Source organism: Sphingomonas sp. SAFR-052 (assembly GCF_051965015.1).
GTDB lineage: Bacteria > Pseudomonadota > Alphaproteobacteria > Sphingomonadales > Sphingomonadaceae > Sphingomonas.
In genome coordinates this window covers 16,978-38,857 of the sequence record NZ_JBQCMO010000005.1, presented here as the reverse complement: position 1 = coordinate 38,857, position 21,880 = coordinate 16,978, and the positions used below count along the sequence as shown (strand labels likewise).

Sequence of the window (21,880 nt, the reverse complement as noted above, 5' to 3'; positions counted from 1 at the left end):
GCCGGTATCGTTTCTGCGGAAGAACGATGCAGGGAGACGGTGCCATGACCGATCAGACGTTGTTGACGGAGGCGTTCGAAGCACGCGCCAAACGCCGCGAGGAGCGGCGCGATTTCTTTCGGATGCTGGGGGGGGCGGCGGCGATCGGCGGCGCCGTCATCTTCGCATCGGAATCGAACGAAGCCATTGCGCAAACCGCGCCCAGCGATGCCGATGTTCTTAATTTCGCGCTGAACTTGGAATATCTGGAGGCGCAGTTCTACTATTTCGCCGCCTTCGGCACCGGCCTGCCCAGCTCGCTGCTGACCGGCACCGGGCAACAGGGTGCGGTGACCGGCGGGCGACAGGTGACCTTCACCGACCCGATCGTCGCGCAATATGCCCGGGAGATCGCCGCCGATGAACGCGCGCATGTCGAATTCCTCCGCGCCGGGCTCGGCACCTCCGCCGTCGCCCAGCCGGCGATCGACATCAGCGCCTCGGCGACGGGCGCCTTTTCGAATGCCGCGCGCGCGGCCGGGCTGATCGGCGCGGGCGCCAGCTTCGATCCCTATGCCAGCGACGAGAATTTCCTGCTCGGCGCGTACATCTTCGAAGATGTCGGCGTCACCGCCTACAAGGGCGCGGCGCCGCTGCTCGCCAACAAGGTGTTCCTCGAGGCCGCCGCCGGCATCCTCGCGGTGGAGGCGTACCACGCTGCGATCGTCCGCACGACGCTCTATGCCAAGGGGATAGAGACGCCTTCGTCGCAGCTGATCGCCGCCAGCGACGCGATCTCGAATGCGCGCGACAGCCTCGACGGCACGACCGATCTCGATCAGGGGCTGACGCCGCTCGCCAGCAACTCGACTGCCAGCAACATCGTCCCCCTCGACAGCGACGGCATCGCCTTCAGCCGCTCGGCCGGGCAGGTGCTGAACATCGTGTACCTCAACCGCGCCCAGGTGAATGGCGGTGGCTTCTTCCCCAACGGGGTGAACGGCACCATCCGCGCCAGCGCCGCGAACTGAGCCAGGGAGAGAGTAGCATGACCAACGATCCGATCCTGCAGGTGCTCGAAGCCTGTGACGAACGCCGCAACGCCCGGCGCGACTTCATCCGTTATGCCGGCGGCGCGGCCGTCGCGACGGCGGGTGCCTCGCTGCTCGGCGCGTGCAGCGACAGCGGCGGCGGCCCGCGCAACGGTGCCACGCCGACGCCGACGCCGACCCCCACGCCGACCCCGACCAGCGCGATCAGCGATGCCGATGTGCTGAACTTCGCGCTGAATCTCGAATATCTCGAAGCGCAATTCTATTCCTACGCCGCGCTCGGCACCGGCCTGCCCAACAGCAGCCTGTCGGGTACCGGTAACCAGGGGGCGGTCACCGGCGGCCGGCAGGTAACCTTCACCGATCCGCTCGTCGCCCGCTATGCCCGCGAAATCGCCGCGGACGAGATCGCGCACGTCAACTTCCTGCGCCGGGCGCTGGGGTCGGCGGCGGTGGCGCAACCGGCGATCGATATCGGCGTGACCGCGACCAGCGCCTTTTCGAACGCGGCGCGTGCCGCCGGGCTGATCGGGGCAGGGGCGGCGTTCGACGTCTATGCCAATGACGAGAATTTCCTGCTCGGCGCGTATATCTTCGAGGATGTCGGCGTCACCGCCTACAAGGGCGCGGTCGGGTTCATCTCGAACAAGACCTTCCTCGAAGCGGCGGCCGGCATCCATGCGGCGGAGGCATATCATGCCGGTCTGGTCCGCACCGTGCTGTATCGCAAGGGCGTCGCCACCCCGGCGCTGATCGATGCGGCCGACGCGATCTCGAACGCGCGCGACAGCCTCGATGGCAGCACCGATCTCGATCAGGGCATCCGCGCCACCGGCAGCGGCTCGACGCTTGCGTCGAACATCGTCCCCGCCGACAATATGGGCATCGCCTTCAGCCGCACGCCCGGCCAGGTGTTGAACATCGTCTATCTGAACCGCACCGTCCAAACCGCCGGCGGCTTCTTCCCGAACGGGGTCAACGGCACGATCCGGCAAAGCGCTTCCAGCTGATCCCAGCCCCCTGGGGTATTCGGCCGCTCCGTTTCGGGGCGGCCCTTTTTTTGTCCGTTGCGTTTGCCGCTTATTCCTCGCCGGTCCGCACCAGCCGTTCATAGGCGGCCTCGGCCGAACCATAGGTATCGGCGGCCAGCGCCAACAGCTTTTCGCGTTCGCGCACGATCACCCGCCCGCGTACCGATCGAATCGCATGCTGTTCCTCCAGCCGGTGCAGCGCATCGGTGATGCTGCTGCGCCGTACGCCCAGCATGATGCGGAACTCCTCATGCGTCATGGCGATCTCATCGCCGCGCACCCGGTCGTGATACAGCAGGATCCACCGCGCCAGCCGCCGTTCGACCGAATGGCCCAGTGCCGATACGACCGTCCGCCCCATCTGGATCATGAAGACCTCGACGAAGCGCAGCAGTGCGCGGCGCAGCGTGTCGCTCTGTTCCGCCGCCTCGATCACTCGATCGACCGGGATGCGCAGCGCGGTCCCCGCCTCGGCACGCAGGATCGTCGCATAGGGCGACCGGTCGTCGCCCAGCAGCACCGGCCAGCCCAGATACCCCTCGTTCCCGATCAGCCCGACCGCGTGCAGCCGTTCGCCCTCGATCGAATCGAGCAGTGCGGCGATGCCGGAATCGAGGAAGGTCAGATACTCGATCCGCGCCCCCGCCGGCACGATCACGTCGCCGACCGCGATCGAAACCCGTTCAAAATGCGGGGAAAGCAACGAAAAATCCGCATCGCTCAGATTGGCGAGGAACAGGTTGGCCGACATGCGCCGACCGGCGGGGGTGGCGGCGGTCCGGTTCACAATGCCGGCATGATCGTGCTGCAAACTCATGATCACTCCCGTACAAACCAGCCGGATATGGGTCCAAGTCCGTAGCGTACCAACGGTAATATATCCTTACGGTTGCGATCGGCGACAGGACGTCGATCCGCATTGCCGTTTCCGTGCGGCTTGCATAGACAGGGCGCGACCGTGCCCAGCTTCCATGCCCTTGCCAATCCCCGTCGATTTCTGTCGATCGCGCGACCGCTGACGCCGCTGCTGGTCTGGGGCGGGCTGGCGCTGTTCCTGTTCGGGTGCTGGGCGGGGCTGACGCAGACGCCGGCGGATTATCTGCAGGGCGACAGCGTCCGCATCCTCTATGTCCATGTGCCCGCCGCATGGCTCGGCATGGGCGGCTGGTCGGGGTTAGCCCTGTCGAGCATCGTCTATCTCGTCTGGCGGCACCCGCTGGCCGCGGTCGCGGCACGCGCCATCGCGTTGCCCGGCGCCGTGTTCGCCGGCATCTGCCTTGCCACCGGTTCGATCTGGGGTCGTCCGACTTGGGGGACATGGTGGCAATGGGACGGACGACTGACGTCGATGCTGCTGCTGTTCTTCGTCTATCTCGCCTATCTGGCGCTCGCCCGCGCCGATGCCGATCGCGACGGGGACGGGCGGATACCGGCGCTGTTCGGCATCGCCGGCACCGCGCTGCTCCCGATCATCCGCTATTCGGTGCTGTGGTGGAACACGCTGCATCAAGGGCCGAGCATCACCCTCGCCAAATCCACGATCGACCCGTCGATCCTGTGGCCGCTGGGCTTTACCGCCGGTGGCGCCAGCCTGTTGTTCGGCGGCATCGTGCTGATGCGGATGCGGGCCGATCTTGCCCGGATCAAGGCGGAGGCGCGGATGCGTCGCCGGGCCGCGGCATGAACCATTGGCCGTTCATCCTCGCCGCCTACGGCCTGACCATCGCGGCAATCGTCGCGCTGATCGTGTCGGCATGGGTGGCGATGCGCCGCGCGGAGCGGGGATGACTCCGAAACGGCAACGCATGACGCTGGCATTGCTGGCGGTGGTCGCGATCGTCGGCGCGGTGCTGCTGGCAATGTCGGCTTTGAGCGACGAAGCGGCCTTCTTCTATGCGCCGGCCGATGCCGCCTCGGCACCGGTCGACAAGCCGGTGCGCCTCGGCGGCATGGTCGCCCCCGGATCGGTCAAGCGCATGGCCGATGGCGTGACGATCGCCTTCACCGTCACCGATGGGAAGGCGACCGTGCCGGTCCGTTTCTCCGGCATCGTCCCCGACCTGTTCCGGGAGAATTCGGGCGTGGTGGCGGAAGGGAAGTTCCTGGCCGGCGGCGGTTTCGTCGCCGACAATCTGCTCGCCAAGCATGACGAACGCTACATGCCGCCGCAGGTCGCCGGAAAGATGCACAAGAGCGAAAGCATCGAGCAGTGATCGCCGAAGCCGGTCTGGCGGCGCTGTGGCTGGCGGCGGCGATGGCGTTGCTGCAACTGGCGATGGCGGCGATCGCGCTGCCGTCGCGCGCAGGCGAACCGCCGCAGATCGTGCGCGACCTGCTGGCCGCCGTCCGGCCGGTCGCGGTGGCGCAGGGGGTGCTGGCGCTCGGTGCCTTCGCCGCGCTGGTCGCCTTGTTCGCGCGGACCGACCTGTCGGTGCTGCTGGTCGCCGAAAACAGCCACAGCGCGAAGCCGATGCTGTACAAGGTCGCCGCGACCTGGGGCAATCACGAAGGGTCGATGCTGCTGTGGGTCACCGTGCTGGCGGTGGCGGGCGGGGCGATCGCGCTGTTCGAGCGGTTGCTGGTCACGCGCACCCACGTCGCGACGCTGGCGGCGCAGGCGGCGATCGCGGCCGGCTTCTACGCCTTTCTGCTGTTCGCCTCGAACCCCTTTGCCCGCCTGTCGCCGGCACCGCTCGACGGTCTCGGCCTCAATCCGCTGTTGCAGGACCCCGGTCTCGCCTTCCATCCGCCGACCCTGTATCTCGGCTATGTCGGGCTGTCGGTGGCGTTTTCGTTCGCGGTCGGGGCGCTGGTCACCCGCGATGTCGGTCGCGATTTCGCGCGGGCGATGCGGCCATGGGTGCTCGGCGCATGGATTTTCCTGACGATCGGCATCACCGCGGGCAGCTACTGGGCCTATTATGAGCTCGGCTGGGGCGGCTGGTGGTTCTGGGACCCGGTCGAAAACGCCTCGCTGATGCCGTGGCTGGCGGCGACCGCGTTGCTCCATTCGGTGACGGTACTGGCGACCCGCGACGGGTTGCGCGCATGGACGATCATGCTGTCGGTCGTCGCCTTTTCGATGTCGATGGTCGGCACTTTTCTCGTCCGTTCGGGCATCCTGACCAGCGTCCATGCCTTTGCGGTCGATCCCACGCGCGGCAGCTTCATCCTCGCGCTGCTGATTCTCTATATTGGCGGAGCGCTCGCCCTGTTCGCCTTCCGCGTCGGTACGGTACGACAGGGGGCATTGTTCGAACCGGTCAGCCGCGAAGGTGGGCTGGTGCTCAACAACTTGTTGCTGTCGGTCATCCTCGGCATCGTGCTGATCGGCACGCTCTACCCGCTCTTGGCCGAGGCGTTCGGCGTGCAATTGTCGGTCGGCCCGCCCTTCTTCAACCGGGCCGCAGGGCCGATCGCATTGCTGCTGGTCGCCGGCATGGCGGTCGGGCCGTTGCTGCGCTGGCGGCGCGACCGGGGCAGGGCGGTCGCCCGGCGGATCGCGGTGCCGGCCGGGGTTTCGCTGCTCGTCTTTATCGTGTTGCTGTTCAGCGATGCCGGCTGGATGCCGGTCCTCGGCCTGTCGCTCGCCGCGGGACTTGCGGTCGCCAGCGTCCTGCCGCTGATCGGCCGCAGTCCGTGGCGCACGCCGCTGCCGATCTGGGGCATGGTCGTCGCGCATCTCGGCATCGCCGTCAGCCTTGCCGGCATGACCAGCGACAGCGCCTTCACCGCCGAACGCCTCGTCGCGGCCGCGCCGGGCGAGAGCAACCGCGTCGGTCCGTTCGCGATCCGGTTCGAGGGGATCAAGCCGGTCGTCGGCGACAATTGGTCGGCGGTGCAGGGGCGGCTGATCGTCACCCGCGACGGCGGGAAGCCGTTCCTGCTGCGCCCCGAACAGCGTTTCTTCGCCAACCCGCCGACCGAAACCAGCGAAGCCGCGCTCGCGACCTTCTGGGACGGACAGCTCTACGCCGTGCTCGGCCGCGACGATCATGGCGGGCGGCGGCAGTTGCGGCTGTGGTGGAAGCCGTTCGTGACGCTGATCTGGGCCGGTGGCGGCCTGATCGCGCTCGGCGGGTTCGTGTCGCTGATCGGTCGCGTCCGGCGACGGAGGGCGCGGTGAAGCGGCGGCTGCTCTGGGTGCCGCTGCTGGCGTTCGTCGTCATCGCCGGCCTGTTCGCGTGGATGTTGCGTCAGGAGCCCGACCGGCAGGTCCGCTCGCGCCTGGTCGGGCAGCCGCTGCCGGCCTTCACCCTAGCCCCCGCGCTCCCGAGCAAGCCGGGCCTGACCACCGCAGTCTTCCGCACCGGCCAGCCGCGCCTCCTCAACGTCTTCGGCAGTTGGTGCGTCCCCTGCGCCGCAGAAGCCCCGCAATTGGCAAAGCTCGCCAACGCTGGCGCAGCGATCGACGCTATCGCGATCCGCGATACGCCCGACAAGGTCGCCGCGTTCCTCGCAGACTATGGCGACCCCTATGCCGCGATCGGCGACGACCGGAACAGCTCGGTACAACTGGCACTCGGATCGTCGGGCGTGCCCGAGACCTTCGTCATCGACGGGCAGGGGCGCATCGCCCACCAGCATATCGGCGCGATCCGCGACGAGGACGTGCCGGTCCTCCTCGCCAAGCTGAAGGCCGCACGATGAGGGCGCTGTTCCCCCTCGCGCTGCTTTTCGCCGGCCCCGCAGCGGCACAATCCAACGTGCCGCCGCCCGCACTCGCCGACACGCAACTGCCCGATCCGGCGCAGGAACGCGCGGCCAAGGCACTGATGGAAACGCTGCGCTGCCTCGTCTGCCAAAGCCAGTCGATCGCCGACAGCGATGCCGACATGGCCGCCGACATGCGTGCGCTGGTCCGGCAACGCATCGCGGCGGGCGAACGCCCCGACCAGGTCCGCGACTGGCTGATCCAGCGCTATGGCGATTATGTCAGCTACGACCCGCCCTTCTCGCCGGCCAGCCTCCTGCTCTGGGCGACGCCGCTCCTGCTGCTCGGCATCGGCATCGTGCTCGCGCGGCGCAGTCTGAAGCGGAGGCGGCGATGAACGGCTGGCTGATCCTGACGGCGCTGCTGGTCGGCAGCTTCGCGCTGCTGGTCTTGGCGCGCGTCGCCAAGCCGCTCTGGGGGTTCGTCGGTGCCGCACTGATGCTCGGCGCGGCCGGCTATGCGTGGCAGGGCAGCCCCGAACTCCCTGGCACGCCACGCGCCGCGCACCGCGAGACCGAGCCGGTCGACATCGCCGCCGACGATCTGCGCGACGCGATCTGGGGTCGCTTCACCTACGACTATGCCTATGCCGTCGCCGCCGACGGGCTCGCGCGCGCCGGCGCGACCCAGGCGGCGGTGAATGCGGTGCTCGGCGGGTTGCAGGGCAATCCGCAGAGCGCGCGGCTGTGGACCCGGCTCGGCACCGCGATCCTCGCCCATGACGGCGGCCGCGTCCTGTCGCCCGCCGCCAAACTCGCCTTCGCCCAGGGGATCGCCAACGCGCCGGACCATCCCGGACCCTATTTCTACTACGGCATGGCCCTGATCCAGACCGGCGACTTGGCCGGCGCCAAGCGGGCATGGCTGGCCGCACTCAAGCGGTCGAGGCCGAATGCAACCTACCGCGTCGACCTCGCGACCCGGCTGGTATTGCTCGACCGGCTGATGGCGATGCGTCCGACGTCCTGACCCCGAACTCCCCCGTTCGGTTCGAGCAGCTTCGAGCGAAGTCGAGAAGCGTCTGTCGAGAACGGGGCGCTTGGGGCACCAACTTCTCGACTACGGTTCTCGACAAGCTCGAACCTCCGCTCGAAACGAACGGAAGGAGAAGGGGGAGCCTCAGCTCACCCCACGCCCGGTCTTCTCCTGCAATGCATCGATCGCCTTCGACGCTTCCGCCTTGGTCAGGCCGTCGTCGAACGGCTCGCCCGCTTCCTCGCTCAGTGTCTTCAGATACGACGCCTGCGCCCCGGTCATCTTCTCGTCGCCGGTCGTCCAGTCGTCCGGGTCCTTCTCGGCATTCGAAAAGGGTTCGCTCTTGGGATTGGCATGGTCGGTCATGGCAGTTCCTTTCGCCGCCACCAACCGCCGCGTTCTCAATTCGTTCCGTCAGGTTACCGCGTTGCGCGCATGATATTCGGGCTTGTCCCAACTACCCTCACGCAGCACCTCCGCCAGCACCGCCACCGCCCGCCACAGATCGGCAAACCCGACATAGAGCGGCGCGAAGCCCAGCCGCAGCACGTCCGGCGCGCGGAAATCGCCGATCACCCCGCGATCGATCAGCGCCTGACAGATCGCATAGGCCTGGGGGTGCCGGAACGAGACATGGCTGCCCCGCGCCGTCGCATTCCGCGGCGACACCAGTTCCATGTCGGGACAATGCTGCGCCATCAGCGCGATACACGCATCGCCCAGCGCCCGCCCCTTGGCGAACAGCGCTGCACGATCGACGCCATCGAACTGGGCGATCCCTTCCTCAAGCGCAGCGATGCCGAGGATCGGCGGCGTCCCGCACTGGAACCGGCCGATATCGCCCGCCGGCGCATAATCGTCGCCGAAATCGAACGGCGCAGCATGGCCGAACCACCCCGACAGCGGCGATCGCAACACCGCCTGATGCCGCTCCGCCACATACAGGAATGCCGGGGCACCGGGGCCACCGTTCAGATATTTATAACCGCACCCGACCGCCAGGTCGGCGTTGCCGCCATTAAGGTCGACCGGCACCGCCCCGACGCTATGGCTCAAATCCCACAGCACCAGCGCGCCCTTCGCCTGCGCAGCGGCGGTGATCGCCGCCATGTCGAGCATCGCCCCGCTCTTGTAATGGACATGGGTCAGCAGCACGACCGCAACATCGTCGTCGATCGCATCGACGATCTCCGCCACCGGCACGGTCCTCACCCGCGCGTCGCCGATGCTCCATGCCGCACCATCGGCCATATACAGGTCGGTCGGGAAATTGCCCGGCTCCGACAGGATCGTCCGCCGTTCCCCCTGCGCCCTCACCGCCGCGACCAGCAATTTGTAGAGATTGGCCGAGGTCGAATCCGCCACCACCACCTCATGCGGCCGCGCCCCGACGAACGGCGCGATCTTCGCTCCGACGCGCCGTCCCGCTCCGACCCAGTCATGTGCGTTCCAGCTGCGGATCAGCTCATTGCCCCATTCCTCGACCGCCACCGCCTGCAACCGCGCCGGCGTCGACTTCGGCAGCGCGCCCAGCGAATTGCCGTCGAGATAGATCACCCCCTCTGGCAGCGCGAACCGATCGCGAAACCCGCGCAACGGATCGGCGGCATCCAGCGCCTCGGCCTCCGTCAGCGACGTCACAACGCCACCCGCACGGCCAGCAATTCGGGAAAGAACACTTCGTCGATCACCTTCGCCAGATAGGGGACGCCCGCCGTCCCGCCCGTGCCGCGCTTGAAGCCGATGATCCGTTCGATCGTCTTCAGATGGCCGAACCGCCACAACTGCACGCGATATTCAAGGTCGACCAGCTTCTCGGCCAGTTCGTACAGGTCCCACCAGCGATCGGGGTCCTGATACACCGCCTGCCACGCAGCCTCGACCGCCGGGGACGCGACATAGGGTTGGGTGAAATCGCGCTCCAGCCGGTCTGCCGGAATGGCGAACCCGCGCCGCGCCAGCATCCGCAGCGCTTCGTCATACAGGCTGGTCCGCGACAGCGCCTCGCGCAATACCGTCTGCGCATCGACGTCGCCGTCATGCGCCGCCAGCATCCCCGCCTTCTTCGCACCCAGCATATATTCGAGCAGCCGATACTGCACCGACTGGAACCCCGAACTCCCGCCCAGCTTGCCCCGCATCGCCGAATAATCGGCCGGGGTGATCGTCGCCAGCACCTCCCAGCTCTGGATGAGCTGTTGCTGTACACGGGCGACGCGCGCCATCATCTTGAACGCGCTGCCCGGCCGGTCGGCGATCAGCGCCTGCCGCGCCGCTTCCAGCTCGTGCAGGCACAGCTTGATCCACAGTTCTGACGCCTGATGGATGACGATGAACAGCAATTCGTCATGCGTGTCCGACAGCGGCTCCTGCGACGTCAGCAACCGGTCGAGCCGCAGATAGCTGCCATAGGTCGGGCCGCTGGCGGGCGGGGCGGGGTGGTCCGCCTCGCGGCTCTCCATTATTTCGGCTCGCCCATGTCACGGAAGCTGTCGGGGACGTCGGTACGCGGATGCCCCGAAGGCGTCGGCAACGGCTCGATCACCGGCGATTCGGGCGCGTCGAACCCGCCCTCCCACTTGGCGATGACGCTGGCGGCGATCGCGTTGCCGACGACATTGGTCGCGGTGCGACCCATGTCGAGGAAGTGATCGATGGCGAGGATCAGCAACAGCCCCGCCTCCGGGATGTTGAACATGCCCAAAGTCGCGGCGATCACCACCAGGCTGGCGCGCGGTACGCCGGCAATCCCCTTCGACGTGACCATCAGCACCAGCAGCATCAGGATCATCTGTCCCCAGCTCAGGTCGATGCCATAGGCCTGCGCGATGAAGATCGACGCGAACGTCATATACATCATCGACCCGTCGAGGTTGAACGAATAGCCGAGCGGCAGCACGAAGCTGGCGATGCGTGGCGGCACCCCGAACCGGTCGAGCGCTTCCAGCGTGCGCGGATAGGCGGCCTCAGACGATGCCGTCGAAAAGCCGAGCAGGATCGGATCGCGCAGATAGCGCAGCAGCATCTTCACCCGCGGGCCGATGATCGCGAACGCGATGCCGATCAGCACCGTCCACAGCGTAGCGAGGCCGAGATAGAAACTGCCCATGAAATAGGCGAGGTCGCCGATGATCCCCGGTCCCCGCTCGGCCAGCGTCGCCGTCACCGCCGCGAACACCGCGAACGGCGCGAAGCGCATGACATAGTCAGTGACCTGCAACATCACCGCGACAAGGCCCTCGAGCGCGCGCACCAGCGGCTTGCCCTTGTCGCCGACCGCGGTCAGCGCGACGCCGATGAACAGCGAGAAGATGACGATCTGCAATATCTCGTTGGTCGCCATCGCCTCGATGCCGGAGGCGGGGAAGATATGGCCGACGAACTTGACAAAATCGAACGCCGGCTTGTCGACGCCGGTCGCGGCGGTCACCGGTGGGACCGGCAGGCCCAGCCCCACGCCCGGCTGCAACAGATTGACCAGCACCAGCCCGAGCATCAGCGAGATGAAGCTCGCCATCACGAACCAGCCGAACGACCGCAGCCCGACGCGGCCGAGCGACGAACTGTCGCCCATATGCGCGATGCCGACGACCAGCGTCGAAAAGACCAGCGGCGCGATGATCATCTTGATGAGCCGCAGGAACACGGTGGTCACCGCGGAGAGGTAATAGGCGATGTTCTTCAGCGTCGCGCTGCCCGCGCCGCCGCCATCGTCCAGCCCGGCGTTCAGCGCCCAGCCAAGCACGAGGCCCGCGACAAGGGCGATGAGAATGAAAGTCGTAAGCCGCTTGGCCATGCGCAGTCCCTGATCGTTTGCGCGGGAAAGGACGGGAATGTTTCGTCCGGGTCAACCCCTGTGCTTGTCGCAGCTTGGCAAGTCGCGCGTGCCTGCGTATCGAGCCCGCATGACCTCGACCAATGATGTCCGCCGCTCGTTCCTCGACTTTTTCGAGAAGGCGGGCCACGCCCGCGTCGCCTCCGCCCCGCTCGTTCCGCAGAACGATCCGACGCTGATGTTCGTCAATGCGGGCATGGTGCCGTTCAAGAACGTGTTCACCGGGCTGGAGACGCGGGCCTATGTGACGGCGACGTCGTCGCAGAAATGCGTGCGCGCCGGCGGCAAGCATAACGATCTCGACAATGTCGGCTACACCGCGCGGCATCACACCTTCTTCGAAATGCTCGGCAATTTCTCGTTCGGCGAGTATTTCAAGGAACAGGCGATCCTGAACGCCTGGACGCTGCTGACCCGCGACTGGGGTCTGCCCGCGGAGAAACTGACCGCAACCGTCTATCACACCGACGACGAAGCGTTCGACCTGTGGAAGAAGATCGCCGGCCTGCCCGATCACAAGATCATCCGCATTCCGACCAAGGACAATTTCTGGGCGATGGGCGACAGCGGCCCGTGCGGTCCGTGCTCGGAAATCTTCTACGATCACGGCGACCATATCCCCGGCGGCCCTCCCGGCTCGCCCGACGAGGATGGCGACCGCTTCGTCGAGATCTGGAACCTCGTGTTCATGCAGTTCGAGCAGGACGCGAACGAGATCGTCGGCGAACTGCCCAAGAAGTCGATCGACACCGGCATGGGCCTCGAACGCATCGCGGCGGTGATGCAGGGCGTGTCGGACAATTATGATACCGACACCTTCAAGGCGCTGATCGCCGCGTCGTGCGAACTTACCGGCACCCGCGCCGAGGGTCCGATCCAGGCCAGCCACCGCGTCATCGCCGATCACCTTCGCGCCTCGGGCTTCCTCGTCGCCGACGGCGTGCTGCCGGCCAATGAAGGGCGCGGCTATGTGCTCCGCCGCATCATGCGCCGCGCGATGCGCCACGCGCATCTGCTGGGTGCCAAGGACCCGTTGATGCACCGGCTGGTCGGTTCGCTCGTGTCCGAAATGGGCGCCGCCTATCCCGAACTGGTCCGCGCCCAGCCGCTGATCGAAGCGACGCTGCAACAGGAAGAGACCCAGTTCCGCCGCACGCTCGACAAGGGGCTGAAGCTCCTCGACGAAGCAACCGCCGGCATGGCCGATGGCGCGACGCTGGCCGGCGAGACCGCATTCAAGCTCTACGACACCTATGGCTTCCCCTATGACCTGACCGAGGACGCGCTCCGCGCCCAGGGCTATGCCGTCGACCGTGCCGGCTTCGACGCGGCGATGGCCGAACAGAAGCGGGCGGCACGCGCCGCGTGGAAGGGCTCGGGTGCCAAGGCTTCGGACGATATCTGGTTCGACGTCCTCGAAACCGCCGGTCCGACCGAATTCATCGGCTATTCGGTCGAGGCGGGCGAGGGACAGGTCGTCGCCATCGTCAAGGACGGCGTGCGCGTCGAATCGGCTGAGGCCGGCGACGAGGTGCTGGTCCTCACCAACCAGACGCCCTTCTATGCCGAAAGCGGCGGCCAGGTCGGCGATGCTGGCACCATGACCACCGATGCCGGGCTGACGGCGACCGTCACCGACACCGCCAAGCAGCTGGGCAAGCTGCACGCCCATGTCGCCACGATCGACGCTGGCAGCCTGAAGGTCGGCGACAGCGTCGCGCTGACCATCGACACCGCCCGCCGCGCACAGATCCGCGCCAACCATTCGGCGACGCACCTGCTGCACGAGGCGCTGCGCGAACGGCTCGGCACCCATGTCGCGCAAAAGGGGTCGATGGTCGCGCCCGAACGGCTGCGCTTCGACTTCTCGCAGCCGTCACCGATCGCCGCCGATTCGCTTGCGCTGGTCGAGGCCGACGTCAACGCGCAGGTCCGCGGCAACGGCACCGTCACCACCCGGCTGATGACCCCCGACGACGCGATCGCGATGGGCGCGATGGCGCTGTTCGGCGAAAAATATGGCGACGAGGTCCGCGTCGTCTCGATGGGGCAGGATGCGGAAGGCACCTACTCGATCGAGCTGTGCGGCGGCACGCACGTCAATGCGTTGGGCGAGATCGGCCTGTTCAAGATCGTGTCCGAAGGCGCCGTCTCCTCGGGCGTCCGTCGTGTCGAGGCGCTGACCGGCGAAGCCGCGCGCCAGTGGCTCGGCAACCGCGACGCGAAGCTCCGCGAAGCCGCCGCAGCGCTGAAGGCGACCCCCGACGAGGTCCCCGCGCGCGTCGCGCAACTGGTCGAGGATCGCCGTCGCCTCGAGCGCGAACTGGCCGACGCCAAGAAGGCGCTGGCCATGGGTGGCGGCGCCGGTGCCGCACCCGCCGGTCCCGAACAGGTCGGCGACATCGCCTTCCTCGGTCAGGTCATCGACGGGCTGGAGGCAAAGGCCCTGCGCGGCACGATCGACGAAGCCCGTGCGCGCGTGCCGTCCGGCGTGGTCGCGCTGGTCGCGGTCAATGACGGCCGTGCCTCGGTCGGTGTCGGCGTGTCGAGCGACCTTGTCGGCCGGATCAGCGCGGTCGATCTGGTCAAGGCGGCGGTCGCGGCCTTGGGCGGGCAGGGCGGCGGCGGCCGTCCCGACATGGCGCAGGGCGGCGGCCCGGACGGATCGAAGGGCGCCGAGGCGATCGACGCAATTAAGGCGTTGCTGGCGGGCTGATCGCCCAACGCACGGACGTTATCGTACCCCCGGGCGAAGGCCGGGGCCCAGTTGGGAAGACCTCCGCGAGATGCGGGCAGCGTCCCTCAACTAGGCCCCGGCCTCCGCCGGGGTACGTCGTTTGTGTGGGGTAGGGCGTGACCCGCCCCAAACCGTATCCCCGCGCAGGCGGGGATCCAGAGCCACACAGCGCACCGCCCGTGACCCTGGACCCCCGCCTCCGCGGGGGTACGGAATGGGTAGGGTTCCCGGCCAGCCCTCAGATATACGTCCGCAAAAACTCAGCCAGCGCACACACCGCCAGACTCTGCCCGTACGGCATCGAAGTCAGCGCAATATCCTTGTAGAATTGCTGCGTATCGCCCATCGCGGTCCCGAAGCTGACCTGCTTCAACTCGCCGGTCTCGTCGATATTGGCGAGCACGCCACGCACCGCCTTGATCCCGACCGCCTCATAATGCCGCGGCAGATACCCCTTCCGCACCGCTTTCAGGATGCCGTAGGCGAACCCCGCCGCCGCCGACGCTTCCAGATAGCTGGTCGGGTCGACGATCAGCGTATGCCACAACCCGCTCTCGTCCTGCGTCTCGGCCAGCGTCTTGACCTGCGCCGCCAGCGTATCGATCAGGAACATGCGCAGCGCATCGCCCTGCGGCAGATCGAGAATCTCGATGATCTCCGGAATCGCGATCGTGACCCAGCAATTGCCACGCGCCCACAGCGCTTCGGCGAAATTGTGCCGCCCGTTAAAGTCCCAGCCGTGGAACCACAGCCCGGTCTTCTTGTCGAACAGATACTTGATATGGACGAGAAACTGGCGCTTCGCCTCCTCGACATAATGCGGGCGGTTCAACAACAGCCCGATCTTGGCCAGCGGCAACACGCTCATCATCAGCGTGTCGTCCCACATCTCGCCCGGATTTTCGTCGTTATAGACGATATGCTGGAACCCGCCCTCTTCGGTCTTGGGCAGGCCGTCGGGCGCCATCAGCCATTCCGCCCACGTATCCAGATACGGGATATAGCGCGGGTCCGGCTCATGCTCGTACAGATAGGCGAGGGTGATGAACGGCGCGACGGTGTTGATGTTCTTGGTCGGCGTGCCCTCGGCAAAGCGATCCTCGAACCATTGCTTGATGATGGCCAGCGCCGCCTTGTCGCCGGTCTGCTCATAATAGCGCCACATGCCGAACAGGCCGACGCCATGCGTCCATTCCCACCCGGCCCAGCCCTTGGTGTCGATGATCCGCCCGTCGTCGAGATGGAGCAGGAACTCGCCCGTCTCGTCCTTGATATTGACCAGATTGTCCATCAGCAGCGCGATGGCGTCGGTCACCTGTTGGCGGGGAATGTCGTGGGTCAGCGCGGCCATGATAGCTCCGGTAGAAGGGTTGTTCGTGTAAGAATTCGGTTTGCACCCGCGCAGGCGGGAGCCTAGGGCCGCAAGTGGTTCGCCTGCGGCTCTGGACCCCCGCCTGCGCGGGGGTACGAAGAAACGACGCCGGTCACTTCGCCGCTGCCAACACCGCCGGCGCATCGACCATCCGCACCGGCACCCCGCCGCGAACGTTGCGCATCGTCACCAGCCGCACCTGCTCCAGCGCGTTGCCCGGCGCACCATCGCTGGTGACGGCAAGCGAAAGCACGTTGCGCCCGCGATGGTTCAGTATGCCTTCGGGCACGACGAACGTCCGCTGCGGCCCGACATGGGCGATGAACTGCCCCATATGCCAGCCATTGACGAACACCAGCACGCGGTAATCGACCGGCGATCGGGGAAGCGATGCATCGCCGAACGACACCCCGATCGTCGCATCCTGCCCCTTGGGCACGTTCAGGTCGAAACTGGTGCGATACCAGCTGGTCCCCGCTGGAGCCGAGGTCGCCGGCAACGTGACCTTCGCCCAGCGCGCATCGTCGAACCCGGGCAGGTGCCATCCCATCCGCTCGCCAAATTGCCCGCCATTATTGGCGACCCCGCGGACCGGATCGACGATATCCTCGCCGCCCTGCCGCCCCTGAATCTTCCACGCGACCGGGATGGCGAAGGACTGCCCCGCCTGTTTCTCGACCGAAGCCGACACGATCCCGCGCGCTTCCTTATGGAAATCGTCGGCGTCGAGGTCCCAGTTATGGCCGTTGTTGCGCAGCATCACCGACAGCACATGCTCGCCCGGCGTCCGTGCCGGATCCGGCAGCGCGATCGTCGCGGTCCCCGTCGTGATCGGTCGCGGCAATCCGCCGGGCAGCTCGTCCTGCCCGATCAGCTTGCCATCGAGGAACACCTGTACCATCCCCGACCCGCCGGCCCCGTAATAGAGCCGCAGCCGCTCGGCATCGGCCGTGCCGGTGAAGCGCCCGCGATACCACACATCGCCCTCATGAAAGCCGTATGCGTCCATCAGCATGTTCGGCTGCCCATCGGGCCGCGCGGTGATGCTGGCATAGGCGCGATTATCGATCGCCTGCCACGCCGCATCGTCAAAGCCGGGTTCCGCCTCGGGCGATCCCGGCGCCATCCGCCACTCGGCCAGTACCGGCAACGTCACCGCCGCCGGACCGGGCAGGGGCGAACGCGCGACCAGACTGCCGGCGCTGCCCGTCCCGGTCGCGACCCGCGCACCGTTCCACGTCACCGACCGCACCCGCTTCGGCGCCCAGACCTCCAGCGGCGTCGCTTCCCTGGTGTCGCCGGTCAACGCCAGCGTCGCGCCACCCTTGGCCGATCGTACCAGCGCCGGCCCGCGTACCAGCGCCGGCCCGCGCACCAGCACGTCGCCCGCTTTCCAGAACTTCGCGACCTCGCCCTCATCGCCGATCAGCAGCGTCATCGGCGGCCGTCCGCCGCCCGACACCTGCACCCGCGCTAGGCTGCCATGCGTGTAATCGAGCCGCAAATCGCCCTGCGCCGTATCGAAGGACGACCGCACGTGCCCGGCGATCACCCGCACGCTCGGCGCGCTGGCATAGCGCAGCACCGTCGTGCCCGCTTCCTGCGTCCGCCCGTACAGCAGCAGCATATCGCCGCCGTCGATCCGCAGATGCGACTGCAATTCCGACGTCGCATAGACCAGCCGCTGCCCGCCCAGATTGACGCCGGCAATCAACCACTTCGCATCGAACCCGTTCAGCCGCATCTCCGGCAACGCATAGCGTCCGTCGGGCAGGTCGGCGGTGATGGTGAAGCGGTCGTCGCTTTGCTTGTTCGACGGATTGTGCGTCACCAGCAAAAACCGGGCGTCGGTTTCCGGCGACTTGTTGTGATAGACCTGGATATTCGGCGAAGAGATCGTCACCGGCCCCGCCGGCACCATCCCCGCCAGATCGGGCACCGCCGCGATCATGCCGGCCAGCGCCTTCAGTTCCTCGGCCTTTTCGCGCACCTCGCGCGTCTCGCTGAACGCCGCGCCATAGTCATAGCTGGTGAAGACCACCGGCGCCGGCAACCAGCCCCAGCTGGTCCCGCCAAACCCCATATAGAAGCTCTGGATGGCGATGCCGTTGGCCAGATTGGTGCCATAGAATACCCGCTGGAACCGCTTGCCGCGCTGGCGGGCGTTGCACTCATAGCCGCCGTTCGATCCCCAATAATCGAACCAGCCGCCGCCGAATTCGGCCGCGAAGCCGGGCGTGTTCGGGCTGGCCGAAGCACCACCCTTCGCTCCGCCGGGGCCGTAGAAACCCCAGTCGGGCGCGGCGCTCCCGCGCGTCACCTTGCCACCGACGGTACAGGTGCCGCCGGGATAGCCGTCGAACGCGTACAGGTCGGGCGAACCCTCGACCGTCTTGGCGACGTTCGATCCGCGCGGCACCCAATATCCGTTGCGCCCCTGATCGTTATGGAACAGCGGCACGGTGATCCCGTCCGCCCGCGCCTTGGCATAGAGGTGGTCCATATACCGCCCCTGTGCCGGGGTGGTCAGCGCCAGTTCGTTCTCGATCTGGTGCAGGATCACCGTGCCCTTGCCGTTGTTGATCTGGTGGCGGGCAATGATCGGGTTGATCTGGCTGAGCCATTCGTCGGCAGCGGCAAGATAGTCGGGATCGTCGGTCCGCGCCCGCGCCCGCTGGTTCTGCAACCATCCCGGAAAGCCGCCGCGCGTCAGCTCTGCATTCACATACGGCCCGGCGCGGGTGATGACGTACAGCCCTTCCTCGGCCGCCATGTCGAGCAGCCGGTCGATGTCGCGAATGCCCGTGAAGTCGTACACACCGCGTTTCGGGCTGTGGAACCCCCAGTCGAAATAGAAGGCGACGGTGTTGAACCCGCTCGCCTTCATCTTCTGCAACACGTCGCGCCACAGGTCGGGGGAGGGCAGGCGGAACGCATGGACCTCGGCCGACCAGATGGTGATCCGTTTGCCATCGATCATCAGCGAGCGGGCATCATACGAAACACGCCCGAATTTCTTGACCGGCGCGGCCAGATTGGCGGTCGGTTTCGCGGTCTGGGCGACCGCCGGCGTCAACATCGACACGGCAGCGCCACACAGGAGCAGGCTACGGAGCATCCGGGTCATGCCATGTGGAACATGGGCGTGAGCGGCCATTCGAGCGGCCGGTTGTCGGCCTGCGTCTCCATCAGCGGCGCCATCGAGTCCCACCAACGCTGCATGACCGGATGTTGGGGCAGGCTATCGCGCTGATTCTGCTCGGCCAGTTCCAGCGTCGCGAACAGCGCGCCGGTCGCTTCGTCTAGGAAGATCCAGTAATCCGAAATCCCCGCCTCACGCAGCAGCGCCGACAGCTCGGGCCAGATCGCGTCGTGGCGCGCACGATACTCGGCGGCCATGCCCGGCTTCAACTGCATCCGAAACGCCTGCCGCGCCATCCACCCCTCCTGCTTGTTCACTATGTGAACGTTATATCCAAATAATAAAACGATCGGACGTGCAGGTCAATCGCTACGTGTAACCTTCGTCACCTTCGCCCCCTCGACATCGTCCATCCGGATCGCCGCCCGCCCATCACCCTTGGTGACTAGCTCCAGCCCCTCGACGGTCAGCCCCCGCACATGCCGGCACCACAACCCCCAGGCCGGGGTCGGTCCGAACATGCTCGGCTCGGGATAGGCATCGGCCAGCTCCGGCGGCATCGCCACCGGCTGCCCCCCGCCCAGATAGGAAAGGCTGATATCCCGCAGGGTTACGTCCTCGATCGCGTGCCCCGGCAACCCCGCCAGCGTCGCCGCGAACCGGTGGTCGATGCCTGTCGCGGTCAATCCCTCGACCGTCACCCCCCGGATCGCACCCACGCCGGTACCCGCAGGCCCGCGTCGCCGGTCGCCGATCCGCAGGAACAGAGGAGCGGTGGTCACGTCGGCCATGGTCAGGTCGCGGACGATCACGTCCTCGATCACCCCGCCATCGACCGCCTCCAGTGCCAGCCCCCGAGACCGCTCGAACCGGCACCGCTCGATCCGGATCCGCCGAAATCCGCCATTGCTCTCGGTCCCCAGCTTGATCCGCCCGGTCACCCGATCGCGGTCGGGCGCGACCTGCTGCGTCCGCCGCCGTGTCCCGTCGATCAGCGTACCCGGATCGAACCCCGACACCACGCAATCCCGCACCGTCACGTCGCTGCACGGGATCACCCGGCCGAGCGCGAAACTGCTCTTCAAAACAATGGCATCGTCATTGGGCGTGTTCACCCGGCACCGCTCGACCAGCACGTCGCCGACCCCGTCTAGGTCGATCCCGTCGCGATTGGTATCGATCGTCAGGTCGCGCAGCACCACGCCCCGGCATCCGGTGGCGAGGATCGCGAAATGCCCGCCGCGCGCGATCGTCGGCCCCTCGATCCGCACGTCCTGCGCCTCCACCAGCGCGATCGCCTTGTTCCCCAGCCCGTTCATCCGCGCGGCATCGGGTTCCAGTGCCGCGATCTCCGCTGCCGTCATCTGCCGCATCGACAGCGGGCGCTCGCCCGCCTGCCGACGCCACCGCGCCCCCGGCCCGTCGCGGGTCAGCCCCTCGCCATCGATCATCCCCGGCCCGATGATCGCTACCCGCTTCACGCCGTCGCCGACGATCAAGCTGTTATGCCAATGGCTATGTCCGAAATCCTGATACAGCTGCTCACCGCGATCCTCGGGCAGCGCATAGCGCCCGCCGTCCCGCGCCGGATCGGCAGCGATAAGTACCGCTCCCCGCTCCAATACCAGCGTCACATCGCTCACCAGTCTTAGCGTGAAGCATCGATAGCGCCCCTTCGGAAACACCACCGTCCCGCCGCCCCGCGCCGCATCGATCGCCCGCTGCACCGCTGCCGTATCGAGAGTCCGCCCATCCCCGACCGCGCCGAACGCTCGCACGTCGAACCGCCGCGCCGCATGGGCGGGAAAGGGCAGGGCGAGCATCCCCAGCAACACGGCGCGCCGGTCGATCAATTGCCGTCGGGCCGCACGTCGCTGCGTGCCGCACTCGGCACGATCGTCACCGCCGCCGGCAGCGGCGGATGCGCCGGATCAAACCGCTCCGCCGTCACATGCCCCGCCATGCCCGGCAGCGTCCGGAGCCCCTCCGCCACCGCCCGCGCCAGCAGCCACGCGCCGTAATTATTGTGGTGGGTTCGGTCCGCCCCGCCATCGTTGAACGCCTGCGGGCTGACCGCCGGCCCGAGTGCCTCGTAGATCGCGATGCTGGCGGCGTTCAGGTCGATGACCGCTACCGCTTCCTCCGCCGCGACCGCGCGGACGGCGGCGGGATAGTCGCCGAGCGTCGGCTTGATCCGCCCGTCCTCATCGAAATTCCGCCGCTCGGGACTGGTCACCAGCACCGGCGTCGCGCCCCGCCGCCGCGCCTCAGCGATATACGCCTTCAGATAGGCGCGATAGGTCGTCGCCGCCTCGGCATAGGTCTGCGGCCATTGCGTTTTCTGGTCGTTATGACCGAACTGGATCAGCAGCCAGTCGCCCTTGCCAATCGTCGACAGCACTTTGTCGAGCCGCAATTCGGTCAGGAAAGACTTGAGCGTCTCGCCCGACTCCGCATGGTTCGCGACCGCGACCCGGCCGTCGAGAAACGCCGGCAGCATCTGCCCCCAACTCGCCGCCGGTTCGGACGGTTGGTCGGTAACGGTCGAATCCCCGACCAGATACAGCGTCGGCACGTCCGCCGGTTCGATCCGCACCGAGCCGACCGCAGCGTCACCCAGCAGTTCCAGCGTCAACCGATCGTCCCACGTCGCGCTTCCGGCCTCACGTGGTTTCAGGCGAACCATCGTGCCACCCGGCGCATTGGCCGGGGGCGGTGCCAAAGCGGCGGTGCGCGTATTGACGACGAAGCTGCGTTCCAGCCGCTGTCCGGCGCGCGTCGTCACCCGATCGAGCATCAGCCGCCGCGCCTCGGCCTTCACCGTCGTCGTCGCCGCCCGCCGCTCGCTCAGCGTCATCGTAACGCGCCAATTTCCCTCGGGCAGCGCCACCGAGAAGCGCCGCCCACCGCCCGGCTCATAGCCATAGCCGTCGCGATAGGGCCGATCGCGCTCGACGCGCACCTCGCCGTCACGCGGCCGGCTATCGTCCAGCCGGTACGTCACCGGCGTCACCGGCCCGGCGAGCAGCATGGCGAGCGCCAC

At 67.2% G+C, this 21,880-nt stretch carries 20 protein-coding genes; 10 read left to right on the top strand and 10 right to left on the bottom strand.

Annotation, left to right across the window (positions count from 1 at the left end; translation table 11 throughout):
- Positions 1-44 precede the first annotated feature (44 nt).
- Both ACTHQV_RS09975 and ACTHQV_RS09970 read left to right on the top strand, forming a co-directional pair.
- Positions 45-1,010 (top strand): ferritin-like domain-containing protein, encoded by a 966-nt coding sequence (locus tag ACTHQV_RS09975; protein ID WP_440490013.1) that lies wholly within the window; start codon positions 45-47, stop codon positions 1,008-1,010.
- A gap of 17 nt (positions 1,011-1,027) precedes the next feature.
- Positions 1,028-2,041, top strand: coding sequence for a ferritin-like domain-containing protein (locus ACTHQV_RS09970; protein WP_440490011.1), 1,014 nt, complete (start codon positions 1,028-1,030; stop codon positions 2,039-2,041).
- Between the two features lie 70 nt (positions 2,042-2,111).
- Here ACTHQV_RS09970 and ACTHQV_RS09965 read toward each other — a convergent pair whose 3' ends face one another.
- Positions 2,112-2,879, bottom strand: coding sequence for a Crp/Fnr family transcriptional regulator (locus ACTHQV_RS09965; protein ID WP_440490010.1), 768 nt, complete (start codon positions 2,877-2,879; stop codon positions 2,112-2,114).
- Between the two features lie 141 nt (positions 2,880-3,020).
- Between ACTHQV_RS09965 and ccmC the strand changes: the two genes are divergently transcribed.
- From ccmC to ACTHQV_RS09930, 7 genes are read left to right on the top strand one after another with little or no spacing between them, the layout of a single operon-like run.
- On the top strand, positions 3,021-3,746 hold the full coding sequence (gene ccmC, locus ACTHQV_RS09960; protein WP_440490009.1) for a heme ABC transporter permease CcmC: 726 nt from the start codon (positions 3,021-3,023) through the stop codon (positions 3,744-3,746).
- Positions 3,743-3,850, top strand: coding sequence for a heme exporter protein CcmD (locus ACTHQV_RS09955; protein ID WP_440490007.1), 108 nt, complete (start codon positions 3,743-3,745; stop codon positions 3,848-3,850). The genes ccmC and ACTHQV_RS09955 overlap by 4 nt, the downstream gene beginning before the upstream one ends.
- Entirely contained in the window at positions 3,847-4,275 is a 429-nt protein-coding gene (ccmE, locus tag ACTHQV_RS09950; protein ID WP_440490005.1) for a cytochrome c maturation protein CcmE, read from the top strand. The genes ACTHQV_RS09955 and ccmE overlap by 4 nt, the downstream gene beginning before the upstream one ends.
- The gene (locus ACTHQV_RS09945) at positions 4,272-6,188 is read left to right on the top strand and encodes a heme lyase CcmF/NrfE family subunit (protein ID WP_440490003.1); all 1,917 of its coding nucleotides are present in this window, start codon (positions 4,272-4,274) and stop codon (positions 6,186-6,188) included. Before ccmE ends, ACTHQV_RS09945 begins: the two co-directional genes overlap by 4 nt.
- On the top strand, positions 6,185-6,712 hold the full coding sequence (locus tag ACTHQV_RS09940) for a DsbE family thiol:disulfide interchange protein (protein WP_440490001.1): 528 nt from the start codon (positions 6,185-6,187) through the stop codon (positions 6,710-6,712). Before ACTHQV_RS09945 ends, ACTHQV_RS09940 begins: the two co-directional genes overlap by 4 nt.
- Positions 6,709-7,113: a cytochrome c-type biogenesis protein gene (locus ACTHQV_RS09935; protein WP_440490000.1), complete on the top strand. Its 405-nt coding sequence runs from the start codon at positions 6,709-6,711 to the stop codon at positions 7,111-7,113. Before ACTHQV_RS09940 ends, ACTHQV_RS09935 begins: the two co-directional genes overlap by 4 nt.
- Positions 7,110-7,745 carry a tetratricopeptide repeat protein gene (locus ACTHQV_RS09930; protein WP_440489998.1) on the top strand — a complete coding sequence of 212 codons (636 nt, stop codon included), beginning with the start codon at positions 7,110-7,112 and terminating at the stop codon, positions 7,743-7,745. The genes ACTHQV_RS09935 and ACTHQV_RS09930 overlap by 4 nt, the downstream gene beginning before the upstream one ends.
- A 150-nt stretch (positions 7,746-7,895) precedes the next feature.
- Here the strand turns inward: ACTHQV_RS09930 and ACTHQV_RS09925 are convergent, their stop codons facing one another.
- The 4 genes from ACTHQV_RS09925 to ACTHQV_RS09910 are packed head-to-tail and all read right to left on the bottom strand — an operon-like array spanning position 7,896 to position 11,547.
- Positions 7,896-8,117 (bottom strand): DUF3072 domain-containing protein, encoded by a 222-nt coding sequence (locus tag ACTHQV_RS09925; protein WP_440489996.1) that lies wholly within the window; start codon positions 8,115-8,117, stop codon positions 7,896-7,898.
- Between the two features lie 48 nt (positions 8,118-8,165).
- Positions 8,166-9,392: a kynureninase gene (gene kynU, locus ACTHQV_RS09920; protein WP_440489995.1), complete on the bottom strand. Its 1,227-nt coding sequence runs from the start codon at positions 9,390-9,392 to the stop codon at positions 8,166-8,168.
- Positions 9,389-10,213, bottom strand: a complete 825-nt coding sequence (locus ACTHQV_RS09915; protein ID WP_440489993.1) for a tryptophan 2,3-dioxygenase — start codon at positions 10,211-10,213, stop codon at positions 9,389-9,391. Before ACTHQV_RS09915 ends, kynU begins: the two co-directional genes overlap by 4 nt.
- Positions 10,213-11,547 carry a dicarboxylate/amino acid:cation symporter gene (locus tag ACTHQV_RS09910; RefSeq protein WP_440489992.1) on the bottom strand — a complete coding sequence of 445 codons (1,335 nt, stop codon included), beginning with the start codon at positions 11,545-11,547 and terminating at the stop codon, positions 10,213-10,215. The genes ACTHQV_RS09915 and ACTHQV_RS09910 overlap by 1 nt, the downstream gene beginning before the upstream one ends.
- A gap of 109 nt (positions 11,548-11,656) precedes the next feature.
- Here ACTHQV_RS09910 and alaS point away from each other — a divergent pair, with 109 nt between their 5' ends.
- Positions 11,657-14,302 (top strand): alanine--tRNA ligase, encoded by a 2,646-nt coding sequence (gene alaS / locus ACTHQV_RS09905; protein ID WP_440489991.1) that lies wholly within the window; start codon positions 11,657-11,659, stop codon positions 14,300-14,302.
- Between the two features lie 259 nt (positions 14,303-14,561).
- Here the strand turns inward: alaS and bglB are convergent, their stop codons facing one another.
- The 5 genes from bglB to ACTHQV_RS09880 form a co-directional block, all read right to left on the bottom strand.
- A complete protein-coding gene (bglB, locus tag ACTHQV_RS09900; RefSeq protein WP_440489990.1) occupies positions 14,562-15,674 on the bottom strand; it encodes a beta-galactosidase BglB in 1,113 nt (370 codons plus the stop codon).
- Between the two features lie 133 nt (positions 15,675-15,807).
- Positions 15,808-18,822, bottom strand: a complete 3,015-nt coding sequence (locus ACTHQV_RS09895; protein ID WP_440489989.1) for a glycoside hydrolase family 35 protein — start codon at positions 18,820-18,822, stop codon at positions 15,808-15,810.
- Positions 18,819-19,133 carry an L-rhamnose mutarotase gene (locus ACTHQV_RS09890; protein ID WP_440490398.1) on the bottom strand — a complete coding sequence of 105 codons (315 nt, stop codon included), beginning with the start codon at positions 19,131-19,133 and terminating at the stop codon, positions 18,819-18,821. Before ACTHQV_RS09890 ends, ACTHQV_RS09895 begins: the two co-directional genes overlap by 4 nt.
- A gap of 66 nt (positions 19,134-19,199) precedes the next feature.
- A complete protein-coding gene (locus tag ACTHQV_RS09885; protein ID WP_440489987.1) occupies positions 19,200-20,672 on the bottom strand; it encodes a rhamnogalacturonidase in 1,473 nt (490 codons plus the stop codon).
- A gap of 14 nt (positions 20,673-20,686) precedes the next feature.
- Positions 20,687-21,880, bottom strand: coding sequence for a rhamnogalacturonan acetylesterase (locus ACTHQV_RS09880; RefSeq protein WP_440489985.1), 1,194 nt, complete (start codon positions 21,878-21,880; stop codon positions 20,687-20,689).

Excerpts from the sequence above, each read along its gene's own strand:
- ACTHQV_RS09975 (WP_440490013.1), top strand. The coding sequence starts at position 45 with ATGACCGATCAGACGTTGTTGACGGAGGCGTTCGAAGCACGCGCCAAA.
- ACTHQV_RS09970 (WP_440490011.1), top strand. The coding sequence starts at position 1,028 with ATGACCAACGATCCGATCCTGCAGGTGCTCGAAGCCTGTGACGAACGC.
- ACTHQV_RS09965 (WP_440490010.1), bottom strand. The coding sequence starts at position 2,879 with ATGAGTTTGCAGCACGATCATGCCGGCATTGTGAACCGGACCGCCGCC.
- ACTHQV_RS09955 (WP_440490007.1), top strand. The coding sequence starts at position 3,743 with ATGAACCATTGGCCGTTCATCCTCGCCGCCTACGGCCTGACCATCGCG.
- ccmE (WP_440490005.1), top strand. The coding sequence starts at position 3,847 with ATGACTCCGAAACGGCAACGCATGACGCTGGCATTGCTGGCGGTGGTC.
- ACTHQV_RS09935 (WP_440490000.1), top strand. The coding sequence starts at position 6,709 with ATGAGGGCGCTGTTCCCCCTCGCGCTGCTTTTCGCCGGCCCCGCAGCG.
- ACTHQV_RS09930 (WP_440489998.1), top strand. The coding sequence starts at position 7,110 with ATGAACGGCTGGCTGATCCTGACGGCGCTGCTGGTCGGCAGCTTCGCG.
- ACTHQV_RS09925 (WP_440489996.1), bottom strand. The coding sequence starts at position 8,117 with ATGACCGACCATGCCAATCCCAAGAGCGAACCCTTTTCGAATGCCGAG.
- ACTHQV_RS09915 (WP_440489993.1), bottom strand. The coding sequence starts at position 10,213 with ATGGAGAGCCGCGAGGCGGACCACCCCGCCCCGCCCGCCAGCGGCCCG.
- ACTHQV_RS09910 (WP_440489992.1), bottom strand. The coding sequence starts at position 11,547 with ATGGCCAAGCGGCTTACGACTTTCATTCTCATCGCCCTTGTCGCGGGC.
- alaS (WP_440489991.1), top strand. The coding sequence starts at position 11,657 with ATGACCTCGACCAATGATGTCCGCCGCTCGTTCCTCGACTTTTTCGAG.
- bglB (WP_440489990.1), bottom strand. The coding sequence starts at position 15,674 with ATGGCCGCGCTGACCCACGACATTCCCCGCCAACAGGTGACCGACGCC.
- ACTHQV_RS09895 (WP_440489989.1), bottom strand. The coding sequence starts at position 18,822 with ATGACCCGGATGCTCCGTAGCCTGCTCCTGTGTGGCGCTGCCGTGTCG.
- ACTHQV_RS09890 (WP_440490398.1), bottom strand. The coding sequence starts at position 19,133 with ATGGCGCGGCAGGCGTTTCGGATGCAGTTGAAGCCGGGCATGGCCGCC.